The sequence below is a fragment of the Paenibacillus intestini genome, assembly GCF_030803945.1.
Classification (GTDB): Bacteria; Bacillota; Bacilli; order Paenibacillales; family Paenibacillaceae; genus Paenibacillus; species Paenibacillus polysaccharolyticus.
This window is the reverse complement of record NZ_JAURUN010000006.1, coordinates 249,723-271,462: the sequence shown is the minus strand read 5'-3', so window position 1 is coordinate 271,462 and position 21,740 is coordinate 249,723. Positions and strand designations below refer to the sequence as shown.

Here is a 21,740-nt window from a genome sequence, read left to right as displayed (position 1 = left end):
AAGTCTTCTCATAAGAAGGCCGACAGACCATTGGGATAGTATCAGGCGATAACTGAATTGGCGTATCATAGAAGAAGTTCAAGTGCAACGACTCATCGCTGCGCTTGGACTTCTTTGTATTAGATATACTTTAATGATGAGAGACAGGGGATGCAAAGCGATCGATCCAAGTCCGCAATTTATGACGAAAGGATGGTTTGGAAATGCTTTAAATTGTTTAAAGAAATGAGGCAATCAGCTAAAGATGATGATCTTGATAGATTCACCGGATGGAAGCTCGTGGCTGATCGGATTACCGAAAAGGCATATTTGGAAGAGATGAACATTAGGAATGGATCCTATCACGGGTGGCTCACCAGTGATTTATGGTAAATGGAACGAGAGTGTGTACCGAAGAATCACTAACGTTATGTGAGTTTTTTGCTGTAAGAACTTACTTTGGGAAGTAATTGGAGATAGTGTATACATAAAATTGGAGGGGATAATTTGTTGAAAAGAAAGTCAATTAAATCATTTTTTCGTATTAAAGCTCTAACCATGGGTCTGGAAATTATCAGAGAAGATGATTCTATAACAACTGACATGAGTGCTAACCCAACCAAACTATATTTTACATTTATATAATAATATATAATATTATATAAATTATAAATTTGATTATTTAAATAAGAGCAGCTAATCCTATTGATCAGCTGCCTTTATATTTCTTGTCGAGCTAACTTTCCCGTTAGCTCAATAGGGCCACGAAAGAGTTATTTTTATATTGAACTTTTTTGTTGTGATTGGTGAAACTCTTGTTTATCTGGAACATTTTTGTATGGACAGACTAAAAACTACTTTTGGAAATTGCGGGATTTTTTCTCCCTTATGCTTAAGAACAGTTGAGTAAGCACCAGTAAAACACCAATAATCAATAGAGTTACAGGGAAAAGGGTGTATTTAAAGGCGAAATAATTTAAACTTTCTTCTCCACCAGCCCCCAAAATACCAATAGGATAAATATTAGAGAGTAACCTCAATATAAAAAACATAGAGACAGAAAAAGAAATACATACAAATCCAGAAATAAGAAACAAATTATCAATTCCTTTCTTTTACACTATTGTAATTATTAAGGAGCAATGTTATGGTTATATATGTATAATGACATATAATAATGTGAGGAGCAAGCAAATGAAGAAAAAAATGACTGTAATTGCTTTAACAGCTGTATTCTCTCTCTCATTAGGAACTTCTGTTTTTGCTCAAGAGGTACCTAGTCAAGATGCAACGTCAGAATCAATTAATTTACAAAACATTCCTACGAGAGAGGGAGGAGAGATTACAACTCTCGCTCTTTGGAATGTCGTGACCAATCAAGGATACCAAGGTTTATCATATGGTGCATGGGTTGATGGAGTTTCCGGCCCCGGACCAGGAACATTAACACTCTCAAAAACTGTCTCAGTGAGCAATACTTACTCCGGAACACTGACTGCAAAAGTTGATGATATTACTGCTGCAGTAGGTTTTAGTATCTCAGCAACCAATAGCACAACGGCTTCTTACTCTATTAAAGTACCTAATGGTAAAAAGTATAAAATTAGATATCGACCAGTATATCAGATGTACAAAGCTACTCAATATACTTACAGCACTGATGTCGGAAGCTCAGTATTACTCAGTACGGACGTTATTTACCCTAAGAAGTATGCTTATTTAGAATATGATTATGTTGAAATTAAATAATCTATAAAATAATGAAAATGAGAGTAGGGCTATCGAGCAAAAAACGCTAGCCTTACTCTCACTTATTTTTTCAAATATTACATATGTTTAATAGTGTAAAATGTTCAGAAAAAGTGATGAAAATTGTGTTGAATGTGATATGCTTCGTATTTGACTATCCTTGTAAAAAAATAGACTGTTATTAATGGGACAGAATAGTTTAAATTGTTTTTCTAAGATATTTGTTCTGTCTACTCTTCACATACTTAGAGTATACATAAAATCATAAGAATCAATGACACGTTGGTATAAGGTAGGCCATTTACCTCGAAACTCATATACTAACGATTACTCAATAACGAATACTTCTGTTGTCATCAGTCAGATTAGATATTAAAATCTGATGATTACCTCCCTTATTTTCACTCATTTTTATATATGGATAACCTTTATGAACTTGAAACTGTTCAAATCCATTGATCTACAGTTCCTTTCCATAAATTCCAATAAGTTTCATTTCTTTGTATCTGAAAGTAACCTCCTGAATCATAAATGGTATACTGACAACCTCTTTCACCCAATCCTGCGATGAAAACCTAATATTCAATTTAACCTATAACCCATCAATCTTTTGGCCATTTCTTTAGGTGGGAGATCCGGAAGTTCTTCAACGTACTGCAGCAAAGCTTTTTTCCTGCTTAATCGATTTAATTCATCCAACATTAAGTAATCTCTACAGCTCACTTTGTCCTGTTTATCCTTGCCAGTTTCAGTTAGAGGGTTATTCATATCAATAGTTCCTCCCCAAAGAAAAAAATCAGAGGTGAAACGGGATTTCACAACGAATAGTAACCTTTTGACGCGCGAAACAGTTCTAAGGTTGGATCAGAAATGATATGGCCTTAAGACTTTATGTCTATAACCGGGACGAATGAAGCTAAATGAAAAAAGCCCACTAACTCTAATAAGGATGTAAGCTTACGTTAATTATTTAGAACGTTTTGGCATACGAAATCAGTGCCGTAATCGTAATAATGTTAAGTAGAGTGGAGATCAGCACCGTCTGGGCTGCAAAATCAGGCTCGTTGTCATATTCCTCGGCAAGAATGGAAGAGTTGACGCCGGTAGGCATGCCCGATGCGATAATGAGTGCCTGAGCCGCTATGCCTTCCAGTCCGAGCAGCAGCACAATGCTGATGCCGATTGCCGGACCAATCAGCAGGCGTAAAAATGTGCTAATATACACATCAAGACGATATAAGCGAATCGGGTATTTCACGATTTGTGCCCCGAGTGTCAGTAGTGCAACGGCAACCATGCTTTGCTGTGCATAGGTGAGTGGCATGGACAGAAATGTAGGCAAAGGCAGCTTCCACGCCTGAAACAAAATCCCTAGCAAGAGCGCATACGGTACAGGCATTTTCAGAAATCCAATGATGACTGCGCGGTAGTTTCCCTTGAGTTTCGCACCTTGGATCGACAAAACACCATAAGTGAAGGTGAGCAGAGCCTGCAAGGACATGACCAGTGCCTGAATGGAAGAGGCGAGCGGGTCACCCCGGAATACCAGTGCGTTAATCGGTAGACCATAGTTGCCTGCGTTATCCAGCATGATACTATTGTTGAAGGCGGCTTTCATGCCTTTGTTCATACGGAACGAGCGGGATACCACAGAGCCTATAATATAGAAAATGAGTACATAGATCGCGTAAAAAAGCGTAACCGTGCCAAGCAGCTCACCGGACATATTTGAGTGATACATGCTCATAAAGACGGCTGCGGGGGTAATACAATAGAAATTGATTTTGGCGAGGGTGTACAAGTCCAGCTTGAACACCTTTTGCATCCAGGACCCGACAGCAATCAGGAGAAAGACGGGCAGGACGACTTCTAACATGATGTCTGCAATCATTGGTTCAGCTTCCTTTTTCATGAAAATTTCAGTTCTTTACGGAAAACACTTCGATCATTATATCATTTTATACACAGCTACAAGGAGATTTGGTCAAAAAAGTTCAGGAGGTGTTTCCTTATGATCCCGGATCATCTGGATACTGGCTTATCGATTTTGTTTATTGGATTCAATCCCAGCATTACCTCGGGAGAGACTGGTCATCATTATGCGTACAAAGGCAATCGTTTCTGGCGCATTCTGGAGCGTTCCGGGTTAACCCCGCGTTTATATGATGCAACAGAGGATGGTGAACTATTGAAGCTGGGATATGGTTTCACCAATATCGTAGCCCGTCCAACGAAAGGCATTGAGGATATTACGAAGGAAGAGTATGCGGAAGGGCGCGAGATTTTGCGGAAAAAGCTGGAAACATACCGGCCGGATATCGCTTGTTTTGTCGGCAAAGGTGTATACACCCAGTACAGCAAACGCTCCAAAGTTGAATGGGGATTTCAGGATGACCCGGTTGTGAAAGAGATTCAGGAGTTCGTTGCGCCTTCATCCAGTGGACTTGTACGCATGTCGATGGATGACATTGTGGCAATCTATGCCCAGCTTGCGGATTTTGTGGCTGAGAAGAACGGTGCAGAATAGGAAAAATCGGCGTACTTCACGATATCATTCGTAGATTTGAGTTCACCCCGTTCGGCGATGGCCGGAGAGGGTGGATTCTTTTTTTTGACGATAAAGTGAGAGATTTAGGGAACAGCTTCCGTCTATATAGTACAGAACCATGCATGGACGCTGTAGAGAAGGGGGATTACATGACACATCTGATACCAGAGGAGGAACTGATTCAGCGCATTATAGATGGGGATAAACAGCTGTTCAGCGTGCTCGTGGATCGATATAAAAATAAAGTCTACGGCATCATACGCGGAATGGGCGCAAGTCACCCGGATGCGCAGGATCTCGCACAGGACACATTTATTCGGATCTATCGATATATGCCGACCCGTAGAGAAGGCAGCAGTTTCTCGGCTTGGGTGTATACCATAGCAGTGAACATCATGAGGGATCATATGCGGAAAAAGAAACCGATGATGACCGCCGATCAGGAGATCGAATCCGTCAGTGAAGACACACCAGAGAAAAGCTTGCTACACAAGGAGATGAAGCGGGAAATCCATCTTCAGCTTGAACAGTTGCCGGAAACGTACAAGCTTGTACTGCTCTTGAAATACACCAATGAGTTGACCTATGAAGAGATCGCCACAATTACAGATATGAGTGACGCACAAGTGCGTAATGCACTCTATCGAGGGAAGAAAATGCTGAGAAAGCAGATGGAACGTAAAGGAGGTTTATCGACCTATGAAGCCTATTTCAAGTGAGCAGGACAAGAAGCAGGATCGCAAGTGGGAAGAGGAGCTGTTTCGCGAGGGGCCGGATGTAGATTTTACATTACAAGTGATGCAGAAGCTGGATCATGTGTCTATGGAAGAACCTGATGTGCAGGTACCATGGGAAACCAAAAAGTCGCATAAGAGGAAATGGATTTATCGAACGGGAATCGCCGCCGCGGTTGCGGTACTGATTGCAGGAGGAGCTTGGGCTGCTTGGGATCAAACAACGGAAAAGCCAGTTCAGCCGCCTGTAAACGCCGTAAATATTCCTCCTTTGCCCAACATTCCCGTCCCGAAAGTTCTGAGATATGCCAACTTGTCAGACGACTACAAACGGCTTCAACCGCTTGGGCTTGTCGTGAACCCGAACATTGATATCGATGATCAGGGGTACCAACTCAAGATTGAAGATGTGCTTGTAGACGGTTCCCAACTTATACTTATGTTACAGCAAACGGCACCTGATGGCACAGGAATGTATCTGCTGGGCTCGAAAGTAGAGGATATCCACATTACAGATGAAAAGGGGAATAATGTTGCTGAGCTTGCGCGTGATACAAGGCAAGGGAATGGTTCTTTGAATAAACTGGTGTTTCAGTTAGATCGAGACATCCCTGATGAAATCACGGTTCGTGGAGATTTCGGGCATTTAGATGTAGGAGATGGCTATGGCTATGATGTGAATACCAAAACCTATACGGACAAAAAGGTCTCCGTAGACTGGAGCTTTCAGTTCAAACTGGATATGACCCAAGCAAAAGTGATGTCCAAAGAAACCCCGATGAATGCGTCCTATACAACACCGGAAGGGCTGGAACTGGCTATGACGCAATTGGTGCAGACGCCAAACGGAACCCGGCTTGATCTGGAAGTGAATCTGAACGACGAGCTTCGCGCTAAAGCAGGAGAAGATTGGGCAAGGGACATGGATATTCTGTATCATATTGAAGTGAAGGACACGGGGGAGTATCGTATTTTCAACGGGGGCAGACCCAATGCGCGACAGGCCAAATTCCGTTATCGAGATTTAAGTCAAGTGAGTTCAGGAGGCCCACTTAAGATATCGGAGACGTGGGACCCGTCTTTGGTGACACTGAATGCAGACAATATTCGCTTTGTCCTGGACGGTTACACGATACCTGTGAAAGAGGGACAGACGATGGACGTTGATCTGGATAAGGCCAAGAAAGACGTCAACTTCCATACGTTTGCTTCATTTAATCACCTTGGGGATCAAATCGAATTGTACCGGTTTAATTATCAGCGTGGACTGTCATCGAATGGCCAAACAACGGGTGGATCGGGGAATGAAACTTCTCTTGTGCTGGAAGGAAGCGCTTTGTTCCAAAATGAGTTTTATGGTGATGAGTGGGTCGCAACGGACTCAACAGGGAAGGAGTATCCCGTTGAGATCATGGGGACTAGAAACCCAGCCAATCTGAATGAACAGTATGTTATCGATGAAGTGAAGCTGATTGTTATTGGTTTTAACAAGGATAAGGGGACGAAATTGACGTTGAAACGAACCGTGGTGCATCGTGATTTCGGGGATGTGGACTGGAAAGTAAAACTTGCGAGTGATTCAAGTATGCCTTGGGATCAATAAACATCTTCAATTATGAATTATAAAGAAAAGAGCCTTGCATCATTAATAATGCGAGGCTCTTTTTTTGACGTAGATAGAAAATTAAGCCGAATCCCTTGGAATCAATGTGGTTGATAACATAACCGTCTCTTTCGGTGTACCTAGGCGTTCGATTCGACGCTTCAAAGCCTCGACGGCTCGTTGCCCAAGTTCCTCTTTGCACAAATGTACCGTAGTCAGCGGGGGAGATGAGGTGGCAGCGGTGTACACATTGTCAATTCCGATGACCAAGCAATCCTTAGGCGTGGATAATCCCATATGCTGAAGTTTGTGCATCCATTGTAAGGCGATATCGTCATTCGCGCCAATCCACGCATCGGGGCGTTCTTCAGCAGGAAGTCGCTCGATGGTGTCAGCGAGCTTGTTCACCCATTCTCCGTTTTCATAGGCTACATTCCAAGCTTGAAAGTCCACTTCTTCCCTTGCCTCGGTATAAAAATGATTCAAAGCCAGCTCGATTCCAATCTTACGCTGTGCAAAACTTGCGGCACGTCCGTCATCGGTAATCAGACCGATGCGTCTGCATTGCTTCGACAGGAGATATCTGGCCGCAGTAATGCCAGCTTCCAGATTATCATGACTGATCGTATCACAGTTCAGCAAAGGCTCCTGATGATCGACCAAAATCATGGGGTGGCCTGTCTGTACCAGCGTTTGCAGCACGGTATGCGGAAAAGCGCCCATAACGATAATTCCGGCACAACGTGTCCAGTCGAGATGAGGTGCGATGGCTTTTTCAGGTGAAATCTCCTTGCCCGGTAAGTCCAGTGAAGGTGACACAATGACGTGATGCCAGCCTTGCTCGTTACAGCCAGAGATGATGCCTGACAGCACACGCTGCCAATAGTGCGGCTCACCCCGGTTAAGCTGATTCATACATATTAGGACAAATGGAGGTTCGATTGCATGAGCCTTATTGGTATTGGCAGTATGGCTCGCCGAGCCGGGTATATTCTGGCGATACCCGAGTGCACGGGCAAGTTCCAGAACCCGTGCACGCGTAGATTCGCTGACACCGGTTTTACCGCTGAGTGCGCGGGACACGGCATATTTGGATAACCCCAGCTGGTCAGCTAGCGTCTGGATCGATACTTTTCGAGACATATGATTACTCCTTTTATGTACAGATGGATAAACCTGATTTTATCAGTAGGTAAATGACTTGTGTCATATGGGTAGCCGATTGAATAGGAAACTGATTAATTGTGAATTGACGTGCTTACATGGAACAGGTAAACTTACAGGATAATAACGTTATTATAAATTATAATAACAAAAATAACAATAGTCCTATTGAAAGGTTATTCTGTCATTGGAGTGCAGATGTAAACTCTTTAGTTGGGCTAACTTATAAAAAAGGAGAGGACTCCCATGGATCAGTTCAGATTACCTAAAATTCCGATGCCCGAGTTGGAATTACCCCAAGCTGTTCGTGATGTTTTGGCTGAAGCGGATGAGCATTTGAAGCACAGACCGAAGCTGCTGGCTCAGTTCCATAATTGTTTTCCGAATACGCTCGAAACGACCACCAAGCTGTTAGATGACGGTACAACCTTTGTTATTACGGGAGATATCCCCGCCATGTGGCTCCGGGATTCGGTGGAGCAAGTGACCCATTACGTTCCGCTGGCGAAGCATGACGCGCAGTTGCAAAGGATTATCGGTGGGCTGATTAAACGGCATACGTTCTATGCAGATATAGACATCTATGCGAACGCTTTTAACGAAACGGCCAATGGCTGGCACTGGGACGCGAATGATGAGACAGAAATGTCACCTTGGGTATGGGAACGGAAGTTTGAACTGGATTCGTTGTGTTTCTCCATGAAGCTGGCTTATACATACTGGCGTGAGACTGAGCTTACAGACATCTTTGATGAACGTTTTAAAAAGGTCATGGAGCAGATCGTGCACCTGTGGGAAACGGAGCAGCGGCATATAGAGCAATCCCCGTATCGATTCATGCGGCGTAACTGCCCGGCGCACGATACACTGCGTAACGAGGGAATGGGGATGCCAGTAAACTATACGGGAATGATCTGGTCGGGCTTTCGCCCAAGCGACGATGCCTGTGATTTTCACTACAATATTCCGTCCAATATGTTCGCCGCGGTGACGCTGAGCCAGATGGGGAAGATTGCAAAATGGGTGTTCCGTGACGAACAGCTGGTGAGCCGTATGGCGCGCCTGGAGGAGGAGATCCGGCACGGCATTGCCCTGTATGGTACCTACCGTCATCCGGTGTATGGTCAGATTTACGCTTATGAAACGGACGGGTATGGCAACGTCTGTCTAATGGATGATGCGGGCACACCAGGACTGATGTCGATTCCGTATATCGGATATGTTTCCGTGGATGATGTGGTGTATCAGAATACACGGCGTTTTATTTTGAGTAAAGAAAATCCGTATTACTATGAAGGAACAGCGGCCAAGGGCATCGGTAGCCCGCACACGCCTCCAGGGTATATCTGGCATATGGCATTATCCATGCAAGGACTGACGGCAGACAATGACGCGGAGATGCTCGCCATGATTGATTTGCTGGAGAACACCGACGCGGGAACGGGGTATATGCACGAAGGTTTTCATGTCGATGATCCGGATAGGTATACACGCCCATGGTTCGCATGGTCCAACAGTTTGTTTGCGCAATTGGTGTACAAAGCGATAAAGAAGCGTATTTTGTAGGTGAATATAAACAGCCGTTCCAATGTTGGAACGGCTGTTTTCCTTATGCTGCTGGAGCCTTCGTTACTTGAATAACTTATACCAGTATAAAGTGGTATCAATATTAGGGGTATAGGACTGCTTGAGTGTGTCGGCTCCACCTAGTACGAAGCCCTGTTTCACATAAAATCTGCATGCACCCAGATTATCATTTTGTGCTTCGAGGGACATTCCAATAAGATTTTTTTGTTTTGCCCATTCTTCTGCTTTATTTAAGAGCAGCTTTCCGACTCCGCTGCCTCTATACTCTTTTTTCGTCGCAATGTTTTCAATATAACAGAAACGATTCCAATCTTTGATGATTCTAATCTGTCCTATACAAACCTGATTCATATACGCTAAAAACAACATTTTATCGTCCTGGTTGATATATTCGTCCCAATCCAGGTTGTCATCCGGAAAACGAGTTTCTTTCGGTTCATCAAAAAGAACTTCTTCATAGGACCATTGTCCAGATTGTAAACTGGGGATGATTTTACCGAATAACGTAAAATCCTCGTTTGTCGTATGGATATCATCTACTAAGTCCGCATTTAATGGAGAAATAATAATTTCACTTTCGCTATCCAATAAGTCTCACTTCCTTTCTCATTCAAGATGGCTCACCTGTTGTTTTCAATAAATCTGCAATCCGTACCTTTTGTCCGGTACGTGCGCTTTCAAGGGAGGCGAGCACCATAGCCATGCTGAACTGGTTGTCACTGCAGTCCGTTTCGGGCAGTCGATTTTCTTCAAGTGCAGCAAACATCTCTTCAAGACAGCCGTGGTGTCCGGTTTTGTCCATTACAGGCAGCTCCGCTTCGATTCGTTCAGCGCGCTGGAGGAAAGATGGCTTGCCATCAGCCTCCAGTGCGAGTGTGTTGACCACTTCAGCATAGATGTTGTCATGACCATCCCAGATGGCGGTTCCTTTTTCACCTGTCACGCGCCAGTTTGCTTCCCAGGATGTAGGCACGCCCTCGGTACACCAAGACCCCCGATAATCGAACACAGATCCGTCGGACATCTCGAAAATACATATTGCCATCGCATTGCCCTTATACCAGGAACCTGGAGGGTTGAATTCATGACAGTACACCGACACCGGATCTGCACCAAGGATATAACGAGCCTGATCAAAGGTATGTATCGCCATATCCAGCAAAAGCGGGCTGTCCATGAGGTCGCGGAAACCACCAAAGTGTGCCCCGATAAAGAAGTCCGCTCCTGCATATCCCGGCTGTCCAATCGTTCCGCTGGAAATGAGCTGCCGATAGGCACGGATGCGAGGATCGAACCTGCGGTTCTGCATCACCGCTTGAATACGTCCTGTACTGCGGGCGGTTTGCACAATGTCCGTACAGTCCGAGAAGGATTCTGCCAGCGGTTTTTCGCCAAAGACGTGACAACCTGCCTGTAGCGCGGTCATCGCAATATGATAATGGCTGGAAGGGATGGTCACATCAAATACGATGTTGGCATCGACAGCTTCAAGGGCATCACCAATATTAGTAAAGGTTGGACAGGATAAATTGTGTCGCTTGGCAAAAGATGATGAAGCTTCCTCGTAGAGATCAACGAGTCCCACGATTTCCGTATCTGGTCGTTCTTTGGCATAGTCCGCCCAAGTGTTTGCCATTGCCCCGCAACCTGCGATGATAACCCGATAAGGGTAGGTCATGTGCTCAACTCCCTCATATAGATGCATAGATGTTATTGATCCATGTTATAAGTTATTGTTCCATGCGAGAAGTGCATGTGATTGTGACGAGCATTTGTATTTTATGGGCACATGAGTAACTGAGTCTTTCAGTCTTCATGCCGTTATGTCTTTACACCGGATTGGGCACAAAGCTGCCCCCACGGCAATGTTTTAAGTAATTCAATGCATGCACTTGCCCGGTCATCTCAAGTTCGTCCCGATACACCGGATCATGCCAGCCTTCAATGTCGATCGTGCCCTGGTAGCCGTTCTGGCGTAAAATGGTGATGATATCTGCCCAATTGCTGTCCCCAAAGCCTGGGGTGCGATGCCAGACAAATTCATGCGGTCCATGCACACCATGTTCTTTGACAATATCCCAGGCGATGGTTGCGTCTTTGCCATGGACATGGAACACTTTCGGAGCCCATTTGCGAAGCTGTGGAATCGGGTCAATCAAGCTGACCATCTGGTGGCATGGTTCCCATTCCAGCCCCACATTTTCATCAGGAACGGCATTAAACATCATTTCCCAAGCGGTCGGGTTGTGAGCGATATTCCAGTCGCCGGTCTGCCACGTTCCACCCATATCACAATTTTCAAAAGCAATGCGTACACCTCGGTCTGCCGCCCGTCGCGCCAGTTCACCGAACACTTCCTTGAACCGTGGAATCGATTCGTCAATCGGTTGATTGGTCAGACGTCCGGTAAAGCCGGAGACGATATCTGCCCCAAAAAGCTGTGCGTGGTCAATGACTCGCTCCCAGCTTGCCAAGGTGTCAGCGTTATCCCCTGTGCCGGTGAGCGGATTACCAAATACACTTACAGCCGAAATGGTGATGCCTTGTTCGTCAACGATATCGCGGACACGCTTGGCGGTTTCTGCCAGATCAAGGTTGCCCGTGCTTTGCCAGAACGTCAGGTTAAAGGATTCGAAGCCATGTTGCATAATCTGCGGAATGACCCGAACGGCATCATGGCCGCCTACAAGGGTTCCGATACGAATGGATGGATTCATGGTTGTAATTCACTCCAATATTGGCTTATAGTACTTCGTGACACACTCATTATAGCCTTGGATCTATGGGAAGGCTCTAAACAATTTTGTGCTTTATTAGTCGGATTTTGTGGTGAGGGGGAAGAAAGCCATGTTAGACTTGAAAGCGCTTCATGAAGACACACGAATTGATCATAAATCCCATCCGTTTCAGTTGTTCCAAAATCGGTGTTCTGCGAAAAAAACGGAAGAATGTATATTATATCTGCACTGGCATGAGCACTTTGAATGGATCATTATGCGTAAGGGGAGAGCGGTATTTCATATTGATAGCCGACCTTATGAAATTGAGGCTGGAGAGGTTATTATCATTCCGGGTGGTGCCCTGCATGTTGGATACTCGTTGGATGAAGGAGATGTGCATTATGACTCGGTTGTGGTCAATCGTGCGTTATTCCAGGATTTTGCGAGCGATCCAGTGCATGAGCAGTATGTTGCGCCTTATCTGGAAGGCAGTGTGCGGTTTCCGGTCAAACCAGCCGCAGAGAATGCAACCTGTGCCGGGTATTATTCTTTATTAAATGAAGCGGTGGAAGAGATGGCGACGCAACCTCCGGCGTACCAGCTTGTAGTGAAGTCCAAGCTGCATGCGTTGTTTACGCTGATGGCCCGGACGTTTATGCCGCATCAGTTGCGGGATCGAGCGAATGCGGTGTATTTTCCTAACCGCGAGCGGTTCAAACAGTTGATTGCACAGATTGAGGCTGATCCCCAGGAGAAATTGTCGGTTGGTGAAGCGGCAAGCCAAGTGGGGGTGAACGTATATCATTTCTGCAAAATGTTCAAAAAGCTGACCGGACGTACGCTCGTAGAATACGTAAACGGATGCAGAATGAGTGAGGCTGAGCGCCTACTACAAGGTAGCAACCTCACAGTTACGGAAATAGCCGCTCAGGTGGGATGTGACAATGCGAACTATTTTACAAAATTATTCAAGCAGTACAAAGGCATGACGCCTTCGCAGGCACGGGGAATGAAGGAAGGGTGAGTGGGAAGGGCAGGAAGCTACTGTTGAAGGGGAGAAGGCTTGAAGAAAAGGAATGTGAAGTCAAAAACCACCCTGATCTAGCCCATTATCGGCTAAATCCGGGTGGTTGGGGGAAGGGTTGGGTTCATCGCTTGCTGCAGTGCGGTCTATTTCAGAAACCTGGAGAACAGTCGATTAGCTTTCTTTGAGAGATCTTCCATTTTGAGATTAGCCTGATCCAGTTGATTATATGCCCATTTGATCGTTTGCAGCATGCGGGGGGAGATAGGTGTACCTTTGATACGTGGATAGATGTTGTGATAGGCCCACACGAGATGCTCCCAGCGATGGTCGTCTCCCTCTTGAATATACTCCGATACGTCGAGCACTTTGCCGCGTCCATTCTGGAGAAGCACATTTTTGAGATGGATGTCGCGTGGATTCAGTCCAAGGCGACGAACCGCTTCTCGGGCTGCGTCTACATCGAGCATAACCTGCTCGGGGACGGGAATTCCTTTTTCCAAACATTCAAGTAAAGTGTCTCCAGGTTCGTAACTGATGACCAGTATATTTCGGCCGCTGCCATAATACGTCGGGAAGTAAGGTAGGCCCTGAAGCTGGGCGTAGACCTGTTTTTCATTATTTAATTTATCTAAAGCATGATCCGAATACACTTTGAAGGCATACTGTGGCAGCTGGTCATACGTAAATACAGCCGCATCCGTTCCGATACCAATGCAGTTCACTCCTGCTGCCTCGCCGATGATATTCACCAGCTCATTCCGATCGCTTCCGATGACTTGAATTTGTTGTAATGCTGCTTCTGCCTGGAACCAATCCGGCTGCTTCATGGGTGGCGCCTCCTTTTGGATATGCCTGTACATATTTTCCGTAGTTATTTACGTAATAGATTAATACCGTTCGTGCTCGAATTCAACTTTTTCTAACGATCACGAGAAAGCTTATTTCGTCCTAAACAGTCACGTTCAAATTCTAACGATCCGTAGGGACGCTATTTTGGCTAATTCGTCCGTTTTATCCCGTTTTCAGCTGAAATTCAGCTAAATAGCGTCTCTGGTGATCGTTAGATTTTGAAACTCCATCAAAATGGGCAAATAAGGTCTGTGGTGATCGTTAGCCTCTCCAGAGAGATTTTTGACGAAAACTCATCTCAACATTCTAACGTTTATGTGTCATAACCTTTTGCCTCAATACGAGATAACCTCTGTATTCTAACGCTTCACAATAGTTGGGATGCTCTCCTTTTATGAAGACGAGCGGTACTTTCCTTCATCCTGATGTAACTATATAAACGATACGTATCGTTCCTCAAACGGTTGCACGCACAAGAAAATAACGGAAGCCGGGTTGCGGCATGACGGCCAGGGCTTTATACTGTGAGCAATAAATGGATCTCTCAGCTAAGTATCATGCAAGGGCGGGCATGTAGAGCAACGTTCGCATGTTATATTTTACAGACTAGGCTTACAATATGTCCCTACAAACTCACCCTACGGCACGCAGCATTGGTATGAGTAGATCCGATATACAGAAAGGCAGATTATCATATGGCACAATACCCGCAGTGGTCTTATTCGCAGTCGCGGGCGAGTATGTTCGATGAGTGCCTGCGCAAATATTATTATCATTATTATGGTGCCCATAACGGCTGGAAAACAGAATCAGCGGATGAGATGCAGGTACGCTTGTATCGTCTGAAGCAACTGAGTAATCTTTATCTGGTATTTGGTGATCTTGCACACCGGATGTGTGAGTCGGCAGTACGAAGCAGAGAAGAGGGAAAACCGAAGCCACGGGAAGTTTTTTTGGAGAAGACGATACGTGATTTGCTGAACCAGGCATACAAAGAGTCGATGAATCCGGAGCAATGGCGACTCAATCCGAAAAATCATACGATGTTGTCGGAAATTTATTATGGCGATGATACACTGAACGACCGGGTCGCAACCATTAAAGAACGCGCAGGAGCCTGTGTAGGCAACTTGTATCAGACGCTGACGTGGGAAGATTTGTCCCGTGCAAGTACAACGATTCTGGAGATTGAGAAATGGGATACGATGCAGCTGCATGATACGCGTGTGTATGTGAAAATGGACTTATTATATCGACGCAGCAACGGCAATATTGTCATTGTGGACTGGAAGACGGGCAAGGAGGATGACTTCTCCGATCAGTTAATTTTATACGCTTCCTATGTAAGAGAGCACTACCAGGTTCCACTGGAGCAGATTGAGATTCGGGTGGAGTATCTGCTGACTGGTAAACACAAAGAATTTGCTGCAACCGAAGAGGACATTCGCAAAGTAGAGGAGAACGTAGGGCGCTACATCGAGGAAATGCGCTCCTGTGTGGCCGATGAGTATTACAACCGTCCAAAGGACATGTCCTATTTCACCCCAATGCCTTCGCACCGTGCATGCCGGGATTGCAACTTTCGTGAGGTATGCAGTGAACGAGTGGTTTAATGAGCTTGGCGCGTAACCTGTACTATAATCCATCCTAATATGCGTCCTGTATGTCAAAAAAAGAAGCGCAGTGCCCGGAGGAATCCTCCATGGGCACTGCGCTTGTGTGCGTTCCACAGGCTGGACAATTTGCTTCCAGGTGGAACGGCCAGAAGATTTATTGGACAGCGGCGGCATCTTCCAGCGCCTGTCCTGCAGGTACGTAGGCGTGCCCGAGGTCACGGGCAACCGCCTCATATGTGATATGTCCATTCAGCGCATTCACCGCGCTGCGAATGGAGGAACTACCGCGAATCGCGGTGGCTGCACCATGGTTCGCCAGTTGCAGCGCATAAGGCATGGTGGCATTGGTCAGCGCCACCGTGGACGTGCGCGGTACGGCGCCAGGCATGTTCGCCACCGCATAATGCACGACACCATGTTTCACATAGGTGGGTTCATCGTGGGTGGTGATATGATCAATGGTCTCGACGATCCCGCCTTGATCAATCGCCACATCCACAATGACCGACCCGGATGCCATGGTCTTCACAACCTGCTCGCTGACAAGTGTTGGCGCTTTGGCGCCCGGAATCAGCACCGCACAGATCAGCAGGTCCGCCCCGGTGACGGCGGACGCAATATTGGAAGGGCTGGATACCAGCGTCTGGATCTGATTGCCAAAAATATCGTCCAGCTGGCGTAGCCGATTCAGATTCAGATCCAGAATCGTGACATCCGCCCCCAGGCCAAGTGCAATTTTGGCCGCATTGGTACCTACCGTACCGCCGCCAATAATGACAACCTTGCCGCGGCTCACGCCAGGCACGCCGGATAACAGAATGCCTTTGCCGCCTTCTGTTTTCTCCAGAAGCTGCGCACCGATCTGCGCAGCCATCCGACCTGCCACCTCACTCATAGGTGTGAGCAGCGGGAGAGAGCCGCCGACTTCCAAGGTTTCATACGCAAGGGCAGTCACCTGTTTTTCGACCAGTGCTTTGGCGAGGGCCGGCTCTGCGGCGAGGTGCAGGTAGGTGAACAAAATCAGCCCTGGGCGAAAATAACCATATTCACTGGCAAGAGGTTCTTTCACTTTAAGGATGAGCTCGGCATCCTGCCATACCTGAGCGGCTTCTTCAACAATCAGGGCGCCAGCTTTAACATACTCTTTATCCGTAAATCCACTGCCAAGTCCCGCACCTTGTTCGATAAAGACCTGATGCCCGGCTGTCACAAAATCAGCTGTCCCGGCAGGAGTCATCGCTACACGATTTTCATTGTTTTTGATTTCTTTGGGAATCCCGATTCTCATAGCCATGCACCTCGTCCATTTTTTGGTTGTTAGCTTATACTACAAGTTTATGACTCCATGCGTCGTTTTGCACCTTACACAATGTCTAATTTTTAGGATCAAGACTCAACAATTCGTCGAAATAGACTGTTCAGGACACATGTCTTTGGATTATAATGTAAGAAAAAATAACACTAAGAGGGATCGACTTTGCGAAATGACCGTGTGTTTACTGTCAGAGATATCCTGCAACGTCCGGTATTTAGTCAAGCACGGCTCGCGGCAGGGAGAGAAGGGTTGGAACGTCAGGTAGGCTGGGTTCATGTGCTGGAAATTACCAATGTGTCCCCTTTTGTAAGCCCACATGATCTTATTTTATCCACGGGTCTATGGCTTCAGTCTGAAGAAGGGCGTGAAGCTTATCTGATGCAGCTGATCAACCGTGATGCAGCTGGATTATGTGTCGAGTTTGGCACCAGCATACATGCGATACCAGAGTCATTGATCGAACTGGCAAACCAGTATCAGTTTCCACTCATCGTATTTGAACAACCCGTGCGTTTTGTTGAGATTACGCAAGATATCCATTCTCTACTTATTAACCACCAACACCAGCTATTAAAGAGCCTGGAGACGTATTCCCGTGAGCTTCAGCAACGCACGTTGCAGCGTACAGATATGTCGGCGGTTCTCGACCTGCTACATGCCTATGCGTCAAAACCTGTGGTATACATCTCGTCGATGGAGGCCGGGAGTTTTGTGCCAGAACTCGCTCCAGACATGGAGCAGGCCATCTATAGCTGGTACAGCCAGGAAGTGGAACGGCTAAATCTGAACGACTCCGATACGGAGCTGTGGTTTCATATGGATGAGGAGAGGGCTTTGCTCTGTTATCCCGTGGTTTGTTTTGGCCAAGTATTTTCAGCCATAGGTATGATTGTGCACCCGTCGGCAACGGTAGAATATCTCAAGCTGTTGCTTGATTACACAGCCAAAGCTGCAGCTACGCTTACGCTTCGTTCACAATTTCTTGAAGAGAAGATGGTACGCAACCAGAATGAATTGATTCAGGATTTGATGAATGGCCACATTCAGCAGGAGGAACAGGCTAGAACACGTATGGGGCTTCGCTTGTTAGTGAAGGGACAATACTGGTTCGCGGGAGGTCTATTGCAGATTGAACATCGCATGAAGGGGCCGGGCCGGGAGCGAATGGAGGCGAATCATCAGGACATTCTCGTATTGCTTCGCTCACTTCTGAAGAAAAATCATCTAACCAGCCTCATCATGCTGAAAAATAATCAAATCTACCTCTGTTGTGCCAAGGAAGAAACACAAACTGTCTCTGAACAGCCACTGATCCAAATGTTAGAGAGCATCACTCAGGATATGAAACGGTTCGCTCGCTCGAATCTGAAACAAGTCGAAATTCATGCGGGCTTCGGCAAACTTCGAAATCAACTAACTCTTCTGAAGGATAGCCTTCAGGAAGCGGTCCAGGTTATTGAAGTGGCGAGGTCTGTCAAATTAATGAAACATGTTCACTTTTACGATCGTATGGGTATATATCAAATGTTAAAAGCCATGCCGCTTTCTTTCCTGCAATCCTTTGCGAGCGATCATCTGGGTGTGCTTATAGAGCATGATCGAAGCCATCAGTTGCGATTGGTCGAAACATTGGATGCCTATCTGGCGAATTTCGGGTGCAAAAGGGATGCGGCCGCCCAGCTGTTCGTTCATCGGCAGACTTTGTATAACCGACTGGAGAAACTGGAAGAACTGCTGGGACCAGGTTATATGCAACAGGGAAAACGTGTGTGCTTGGAGATGGCATTGTTAGCTAATGCCATGATTGAAGGTGGAGATGGACAATTGTCATGACAGCAACGTTTTTGGATATGGGCAGTGCTTGAATAGAAGGTGTTTTTTTGCTCATTTACAGCTTGTTGATCCGTCGTATACCTCGTAAGGCACGAGACCGGCGACGGGACCCTGTATTGGAGAAACGGCTCCGATAGCGTTCGAATGCACGGGAAGAGGTAGCCTGAAGTGGTGAGGTAGGTGTTACAAGGCGATATGGAAATGTCATACGCTCAGACCTTCGTTCCCGTCTGTCTTGTGGATCTGTAACAGTTAAACCGGTAAGGTTTAACCATGCCTGAAGCTTACTGGAATGGATGCCAAGTTGTCCGCTCAAATGAGAAATGTCGAGATGTTTTTTCACACAAATCCGCCTTTCCTGAATTATCGGGCTGGAGTAGGATACGAAAGGAAAGCATGAAACCAAGTCGGTAAAATCGTGTGTGCAGGCTTGCTCAGGGTGATTGGCGGAGTGTTGCGTTTTGTGATATCCATAAACGGCGTGGTTCGATAAATGTAGAAGAGGCACAGATTTGCCTTTTTCTATAAATTGGCTTTTATCAAGATTCTAACATTTCGGAAGCGATTGCGCGTCTCAATATAGTCTCATTTTTATATAAAAGTAAGCTACAGTAAAAGTACCAGTATCTAGTACGGAGGATATATATGGGGAACGGAAGTGAATCTCGAAAGCAGAAGGTTGTCAGGGACGAAAAGCGTTTCGTTGGTCGAGCCAGAGAGCTGATGATCCTAGAGCAGTGGTTTGAAAATGATGAAGCGCCTATGACTATATTTTCAGTTACGGGTATGGGTGGTATTGGGAAGTCTTCGTTACTTTCAGAAATGCTGTCCATCGCTAGAGAGCAGGAAGCAACCGCTATATGGATGGATGGACGGGCATGTGGCACAACGCCCTCCGTGTTTATGGATTATTTTAGTTCAACACTGGGACTGGAACTTGGGCTGTTGAATAGCCAGGGCAACATTCTGCTATCGTTGTTGAAAAGCATGCCCAGAGAGAAACGACTCGTTATTGCAGTAGATAACTACGAGGAACTTGCATTGCTCGAGAGCTGGTTTATGGAAGTTTTCATAGCGAAACTTCATCTAAGTGGGATACTCATCATACTTGCATCTCGTTCAGAGCTTTCAGCAACATGGCGAACGCATCCCCGGCTGTATCAGCATCTGGTTCAATTGCAGCTGCAACATTTTACCGCGGATGAGATTACGGAGTATATTGCAACCGCAGGTTCATTAAAGCCGAGTATGGCTGGAGTCATTACGAGAATGACGGATGGACATCCGCTGGGACTTGCTCTTGCAGTGGAAGCGGCTGATCAGGAGCGGAATCTTCCTCATGCCGAGTGGGCTGAACTGTCACATATGATCAGTGCCCGGCTGTTACTTGAACTCACCACGCCACGTCTGCATCCGATGGTGGAGGTGTTAACCTTGCTGGAGACAGCAAACCAGGAACTCTTATCCACGGTCCTGAATGTACCCGTTAAACAGGAAGAATATCACATGCTGAGACGGATGTCTTTCATTCGTTCCGCGCCGGACGGTCTGGCCTTGCACGATATGGCCCGGGTACATTTGATGCGGGATTTCCGGCAACGCGAGCCGCATCGTATGCAGTCCATGCGGATTCGGATTGCAGAGTTGCTGAAACCACTCCATGAACAGGCATGTGCGCTTGGGAAGCGTCAAATTGCGAGAAAGATGCTGTTACTCTGTCAGGAATCTATGCTCCAGTTTCGCAAGTATGCTGACGTCTCACGCGATTCTTTGTTCTCGCCGCTTGAACCAATGAAGCAGGCTGACCTACCATCTCTTCACAAGCTGCTAGAGCAATGGTGTGAATACAGCGTTGAGCCCTGGCAGGCCGTGAACTATGGCCCCTTCCTGGATGAACTGGCTCTCCGATATCCTGAAGGCATTGTAATAAAGCGGGATATGAAAGGCGAAACGATTGCGATGTTTATTACCGTGTTGGTGCATCGGGAGATCAGTGATTTACTTTTGAAATATTTTCCGAATGAGATGAAAGAGTGCTTTATGCCAGAGGAATTACAGAATGATCCGGATGAGAGTGATACACACTTCGCATTGCTGGCTGCGGCGAGAGATGATGTGCCTGGATATACACGTGAGGAACTTGTCGGATATATGACACTGGATCGTTTGTCGCTCCTGGGAGATGGGGCGAGAGCCATTCTTGTTGCGACCAATCCACATCTGAAGCTGTTTCTGCGGAGTATCGGCTTTCAGATGCGGAGAACGTCCACACGTGCGTGTGATCGATATGAAGATCAGGCGGATGTGCTGGAACTTGATCTGCGTAGCGGACAATTCGGTGCCTGGGTGATGTCCCTTTTGCATCCAGACCTCCCAGCTAATGCAATACAGCCCCAGATAACGGGATCCAATAACAGGGTTTGGTCTGAACAGGAAGTTCGTAAAATGCTCGGACACCTTCGCTCACCGGGAGAGTTACAAGAGTACGCAGACAGAATTACAGGTGTGAGGGACGGCATTCAGTTACAATTATATGTTCTGGATCTGTTGGAAGGCAGGATACATGGAGTGTCTCCCCAGGATCAGAAACTGTTACATGCGGCTTACTGGACCCATGCTGGCAATCCGACTGCCGCAGCGCAGGTGTGTTCGATGAGCAGGGCTACTTTTTATCGTCATATTAGAACTGCACTGATTCGTTTAGCGAGAATATTGTAAAGGGTGAAGAAAGATGGTCGCACAGAAATAGCAGAAGCCATCGGTTGAAATAACAAGAACAAGAACAAGGCAAAAATGAAAACCAAAACAAAAATGAAAAGCAACAACCAATAAACAATAAACCCGCAGTAAAACGGGAAAGATCCGTAACTGCGGGTTTTTCTAGCTGATTCATCTAGCTGTTCATAAGTAGCATCCCCGCAAACTCTAACGATCAGGAGAAACCTTATTTTGCACAAAATCGCCATGTTGAAATTCTAACGATCCGTACGGACGCTATTTCGAGCAATTTGCCCAT

The 21,740-nt window shown here is 46.1% G+C and carries 18 protein-coding genes; 9 read left to right on the top strand and 9 right to left on the bottom strand.

What is annotated here, in order from left to right; all coding sequences use genetic code 11:
- The first annotated feature begins 1,173 nt into the window (after positions 1–1,173).
- Positions 1,174–1,728, top strand: a complete 555-nt coding sequence (locus J2T16_RS17960) for a hypothetical protein (RefSeq protein WP_154959822.1) — start codon at positions 1,174–1,176, stop codon at positions 1,726–1,728.
- 582 nt (positions 1,729–2,310) lie between these two features.
- On the opposite strand, the gene J2T16_RS17955 is transcribed toward J2T16_RS17960, so the two are convergent.
- Positions 2,311–2,496: a hypothetical protein gene (locus J2T16_RS17955; RefSeq protein WP_221787721.1), complete on the bottom strand. Its 186-nt coding sequence runs from the start codon at positions 2,494–2,496 to the stop codon at positions 2,311–2,313.
- A 202-nt stretch (positions 2,497–2,698) separates the two neighbouring features.
- Positions 2,699–3,619 carry an AEC family transporter gene (locus J2T16_RS17950; protein ID WP_499018986.1) on the bottom strand — a complete coding sequence of 307 codons (921 nt, stop codon included), beginning with the start codon at positions 3,617–3,619 and terminating at the stop codon, positions 2,699–2,701.
- Between the two features lie 120 nt (positions 3,620–3,739).
- On the opposite strand from J2T16_RS17950, the gene J2T16_RS17945 reads away from it, so the two are divergent.
- The 3 genes from J2T16_RS17945 (at position 3,740) to J2T16_RS17935 (ending at position 6,613) form a co-directional block, all read left to right on the top strand.
- Positions 3,740–4,255, top strand: coding sequence for a mismatch-specific DNA-glycosylase (locus J2T16_RS17945; RefSeq protein ID WP_339836146.1), 516 nt, complete (start codon positions 3,740–3,742; stop codon positions 4,253–4,255).
- A gap of 170 nt (positions 4,256–4,425) precedes the next feature.
- Positions 4,426–4,995, top strand: a complete 570-nt coding sequence (locus J2T16_RS17940; protein ID WP_308722374.1) for an RNA polymerase sigma factor — start codon at positions 4,426–4,428, stop codon at positions 4,993–4,995.
- Positions 4,976–6,613 (top strand): hypothetical protein, encoded by a 1,638-nt coding sequence (locus J2T16_RS17935; protein ID WP_308722375.1) that lies wholly within the window; start codon positions 4,976–4,978, stop codon positions 6,611–6,613. The genes J2T16_RS17940 and J2T16_RS17935 overlap by 20 nt, the downstream gene beginning before the upstream one ends.
- Positions 6,614–6,694: 81 nt before the next feature.
- On the opposite strand, the gene J2T16_RS17930 is transcribed toward J2T16_RS17935, so the two are convergent.
- Entirely contained in the window at positions 6,695–7,756 is a 1,062-nt protein-coding gene (locus J2T16_RS17930) for a LacI family DNA-binding transcriptional regulator (RefSeq protein WP_308722376.1), read from the bottom strand.
- Positions 7,757–8,023: 267 nt separating this feature from the next.
- Between J2T16_RS17930 and J2T16_RS17925 the strand changes: the two genes are divergently transcribed.
- Positions 8,024–9,343, top strand: coding sequence for a glycoside hydrolase family 125 protein (locus J2T16_RS17925; RefSeq protein WP_499018948.1), 1,320 nt, complete (start codon positions 8,024–8,026; stop codon positions 9,341–9,343).
- Positions 9,344–9,406: 63 nt separating this feature from the next.
- On the opposite strand, the gene J2T16_RS17920 is transcribed toward J2T16_RS17925, so the two are convergent.
- The 3 genes from J2T16_RS17920 to J2T16_RS17910 all read right to left on the bottom strand — a co-directional run bounded on the left by J2T16_RS17920 (position 9,407) and on the right by J2T16_RS17910 (position 12,081).
- On the bottom strand, positions 9,407–9,952 hold the full coding sequence (locus tag J2T16_RS17920; RefSeq protein ID WP_499018947.1) for a GNAT family N-acetyltransferase: 546 nt from the start codon (positions 9,950–9,952) through the stop codon (positions 9,407–9,409).
- A 22-nt stretch (positions 9,953–9,974) separates the two neighbouring features.
- A complete protein-coding gene (locus tag J2T16_RS17915; RefSeq protein ID WP_308722379.1) occupies positions 9,975–11,042 on the bottom strand; it encodes a Gfo/Idh/MocA family protein in 1,068 nt (355 codons plus the stop codon).
- Positions 11,043–11,193: 151 nt separating this feature from the next.
- On the bottom strand, positions 11,194–12,081 hold the full coding sequence (locus tag J2T16_RS17910; RefSeq protein ID WP_154890742.1) for a sugar phosphate isomerase/epimerase family protein: 888 nt from the start codon (positions 12,079–12,081) through the stop codon (positions 11,194–11,196).
- Positions 12,082–12,211: 130 nt separating this feature from the next.
- Here J2T16_RS17910 and J2T16_RS17905 point away from each other — a divergent pair, with 130 nt between their 5' ends.
- Positions 12,212–13,108 carry a helix-turn-helix transcriptional regulator gene (locus tag J2T16_RS17905; RefSeq protein ID WP_499018946.1) on the top strand — a complete coding sequence of 299 codons (897 nt, stop codon included), beginning with the start codon at positions 12,212–12,214 and terminating at the stop codon, positions 13,106–13,108.
- A 146-nt stretch (positions 13,109–13,254) separates the two neighbouring features.
- Here the strand turns inward: J2T16_RS17905 and J2T16_RS17900 are convergent, their stop codons facing one another.
- Positions 13,255–13,938, bottom strand: coding sequence for a serine/threonine protein kinase (locus J2T16_RS17900; RefSeq protein WP_499018945.1), 684 nt, complete (start codon positions 13,936–13,938; stop codon positions 13,255–13,257).
- Positions 13,939–14,655: 717 nt separating this feature from the next.
- Here J2T16_RS17900 and J2T16_RS17895 point away from each other — a divergent pair.
- Positions 14,656–15,573 carry a RecB family exonuclease gene (locus tag J2T16_RS17895; RefSeq protein ID WP_090917829.1) on the top strand — a complete coding sequence of 306 codons (918 nt, stop codon included), beginning with the start codon at positions 14,656–14,658 and terminating at the stop codon, positions 15,571–15,573.
- Between the two features lie 157 nt (positions 15,574–15,730).
- Here the strand turns inward: J2T16_RS17895 and ald are convergent, their stop codons facing one another.
- Positions 15,731–16,864, bottom strand: a complete 1,134-nt coding sequence (ald, locus tag J2T16_RS17890; RefSeq protein ID WP_154890745.1) for an alanine dehydrogenase — start codon at positions 16,862–16,864, stop codon at positions 15,731–15,733.
- Between the two features lie 189 nt (positions 16,865–17,053).
- Here ald and J2T16_RS17885 point away from each other — a divergent pair, with 189 nt between their 5' ends.
- Positions 17,054–18,724 carry a PucR family transcriptional regulator ligand-binding domain-containing protein gene (locus tag J2T16_RS17885; RefSeq protein ID WP_154890746.1) on the top strand — a complete coding sequence of 557 codons (1,671 nt, stop codon included), beginning with the start codon at positions 17,054–17,056 and terminating at the stop codon, positions 18,722–18,724.
- 55 nt (positions 18,725–18,779) lie between these two features.
- Here the strand turns inward: J2T16_RS17885 and J2T16_RS17880 are convergent, their stop codons facing one another.
- Positions 18,780–19,067: a hypothetical protein gene (locus J2T16_RS17880; RefSeq protein ID WP_154890747.1), complete on the bottom strand. Its 288-nt coding sequence runs from the start codon at positions 19,065–19,067 to the stop codon at positions 18,780–18,782.
- A 302-nt stretch (positions 19,068–19,369) separates the two neighbouring features.
- Here J2T16_RS17880 and J2T16_RS17875 point away from each other — a divergent pair, with 302 nt between their 5' ends.
- On the top strand, positions 19,370–21,442 hold the full coding sequence (locus J2T16_RS17875) for an nSTAND1 domain-containing NTPase (RefSeq protein WP_499018944.1): 2,073 nt from the start codon (positions 19,370–19,372) through the stop codon (positions 21,440–21,442).
- Positions 21,443–21,740 lie beyond the last annotated feature (298 nt).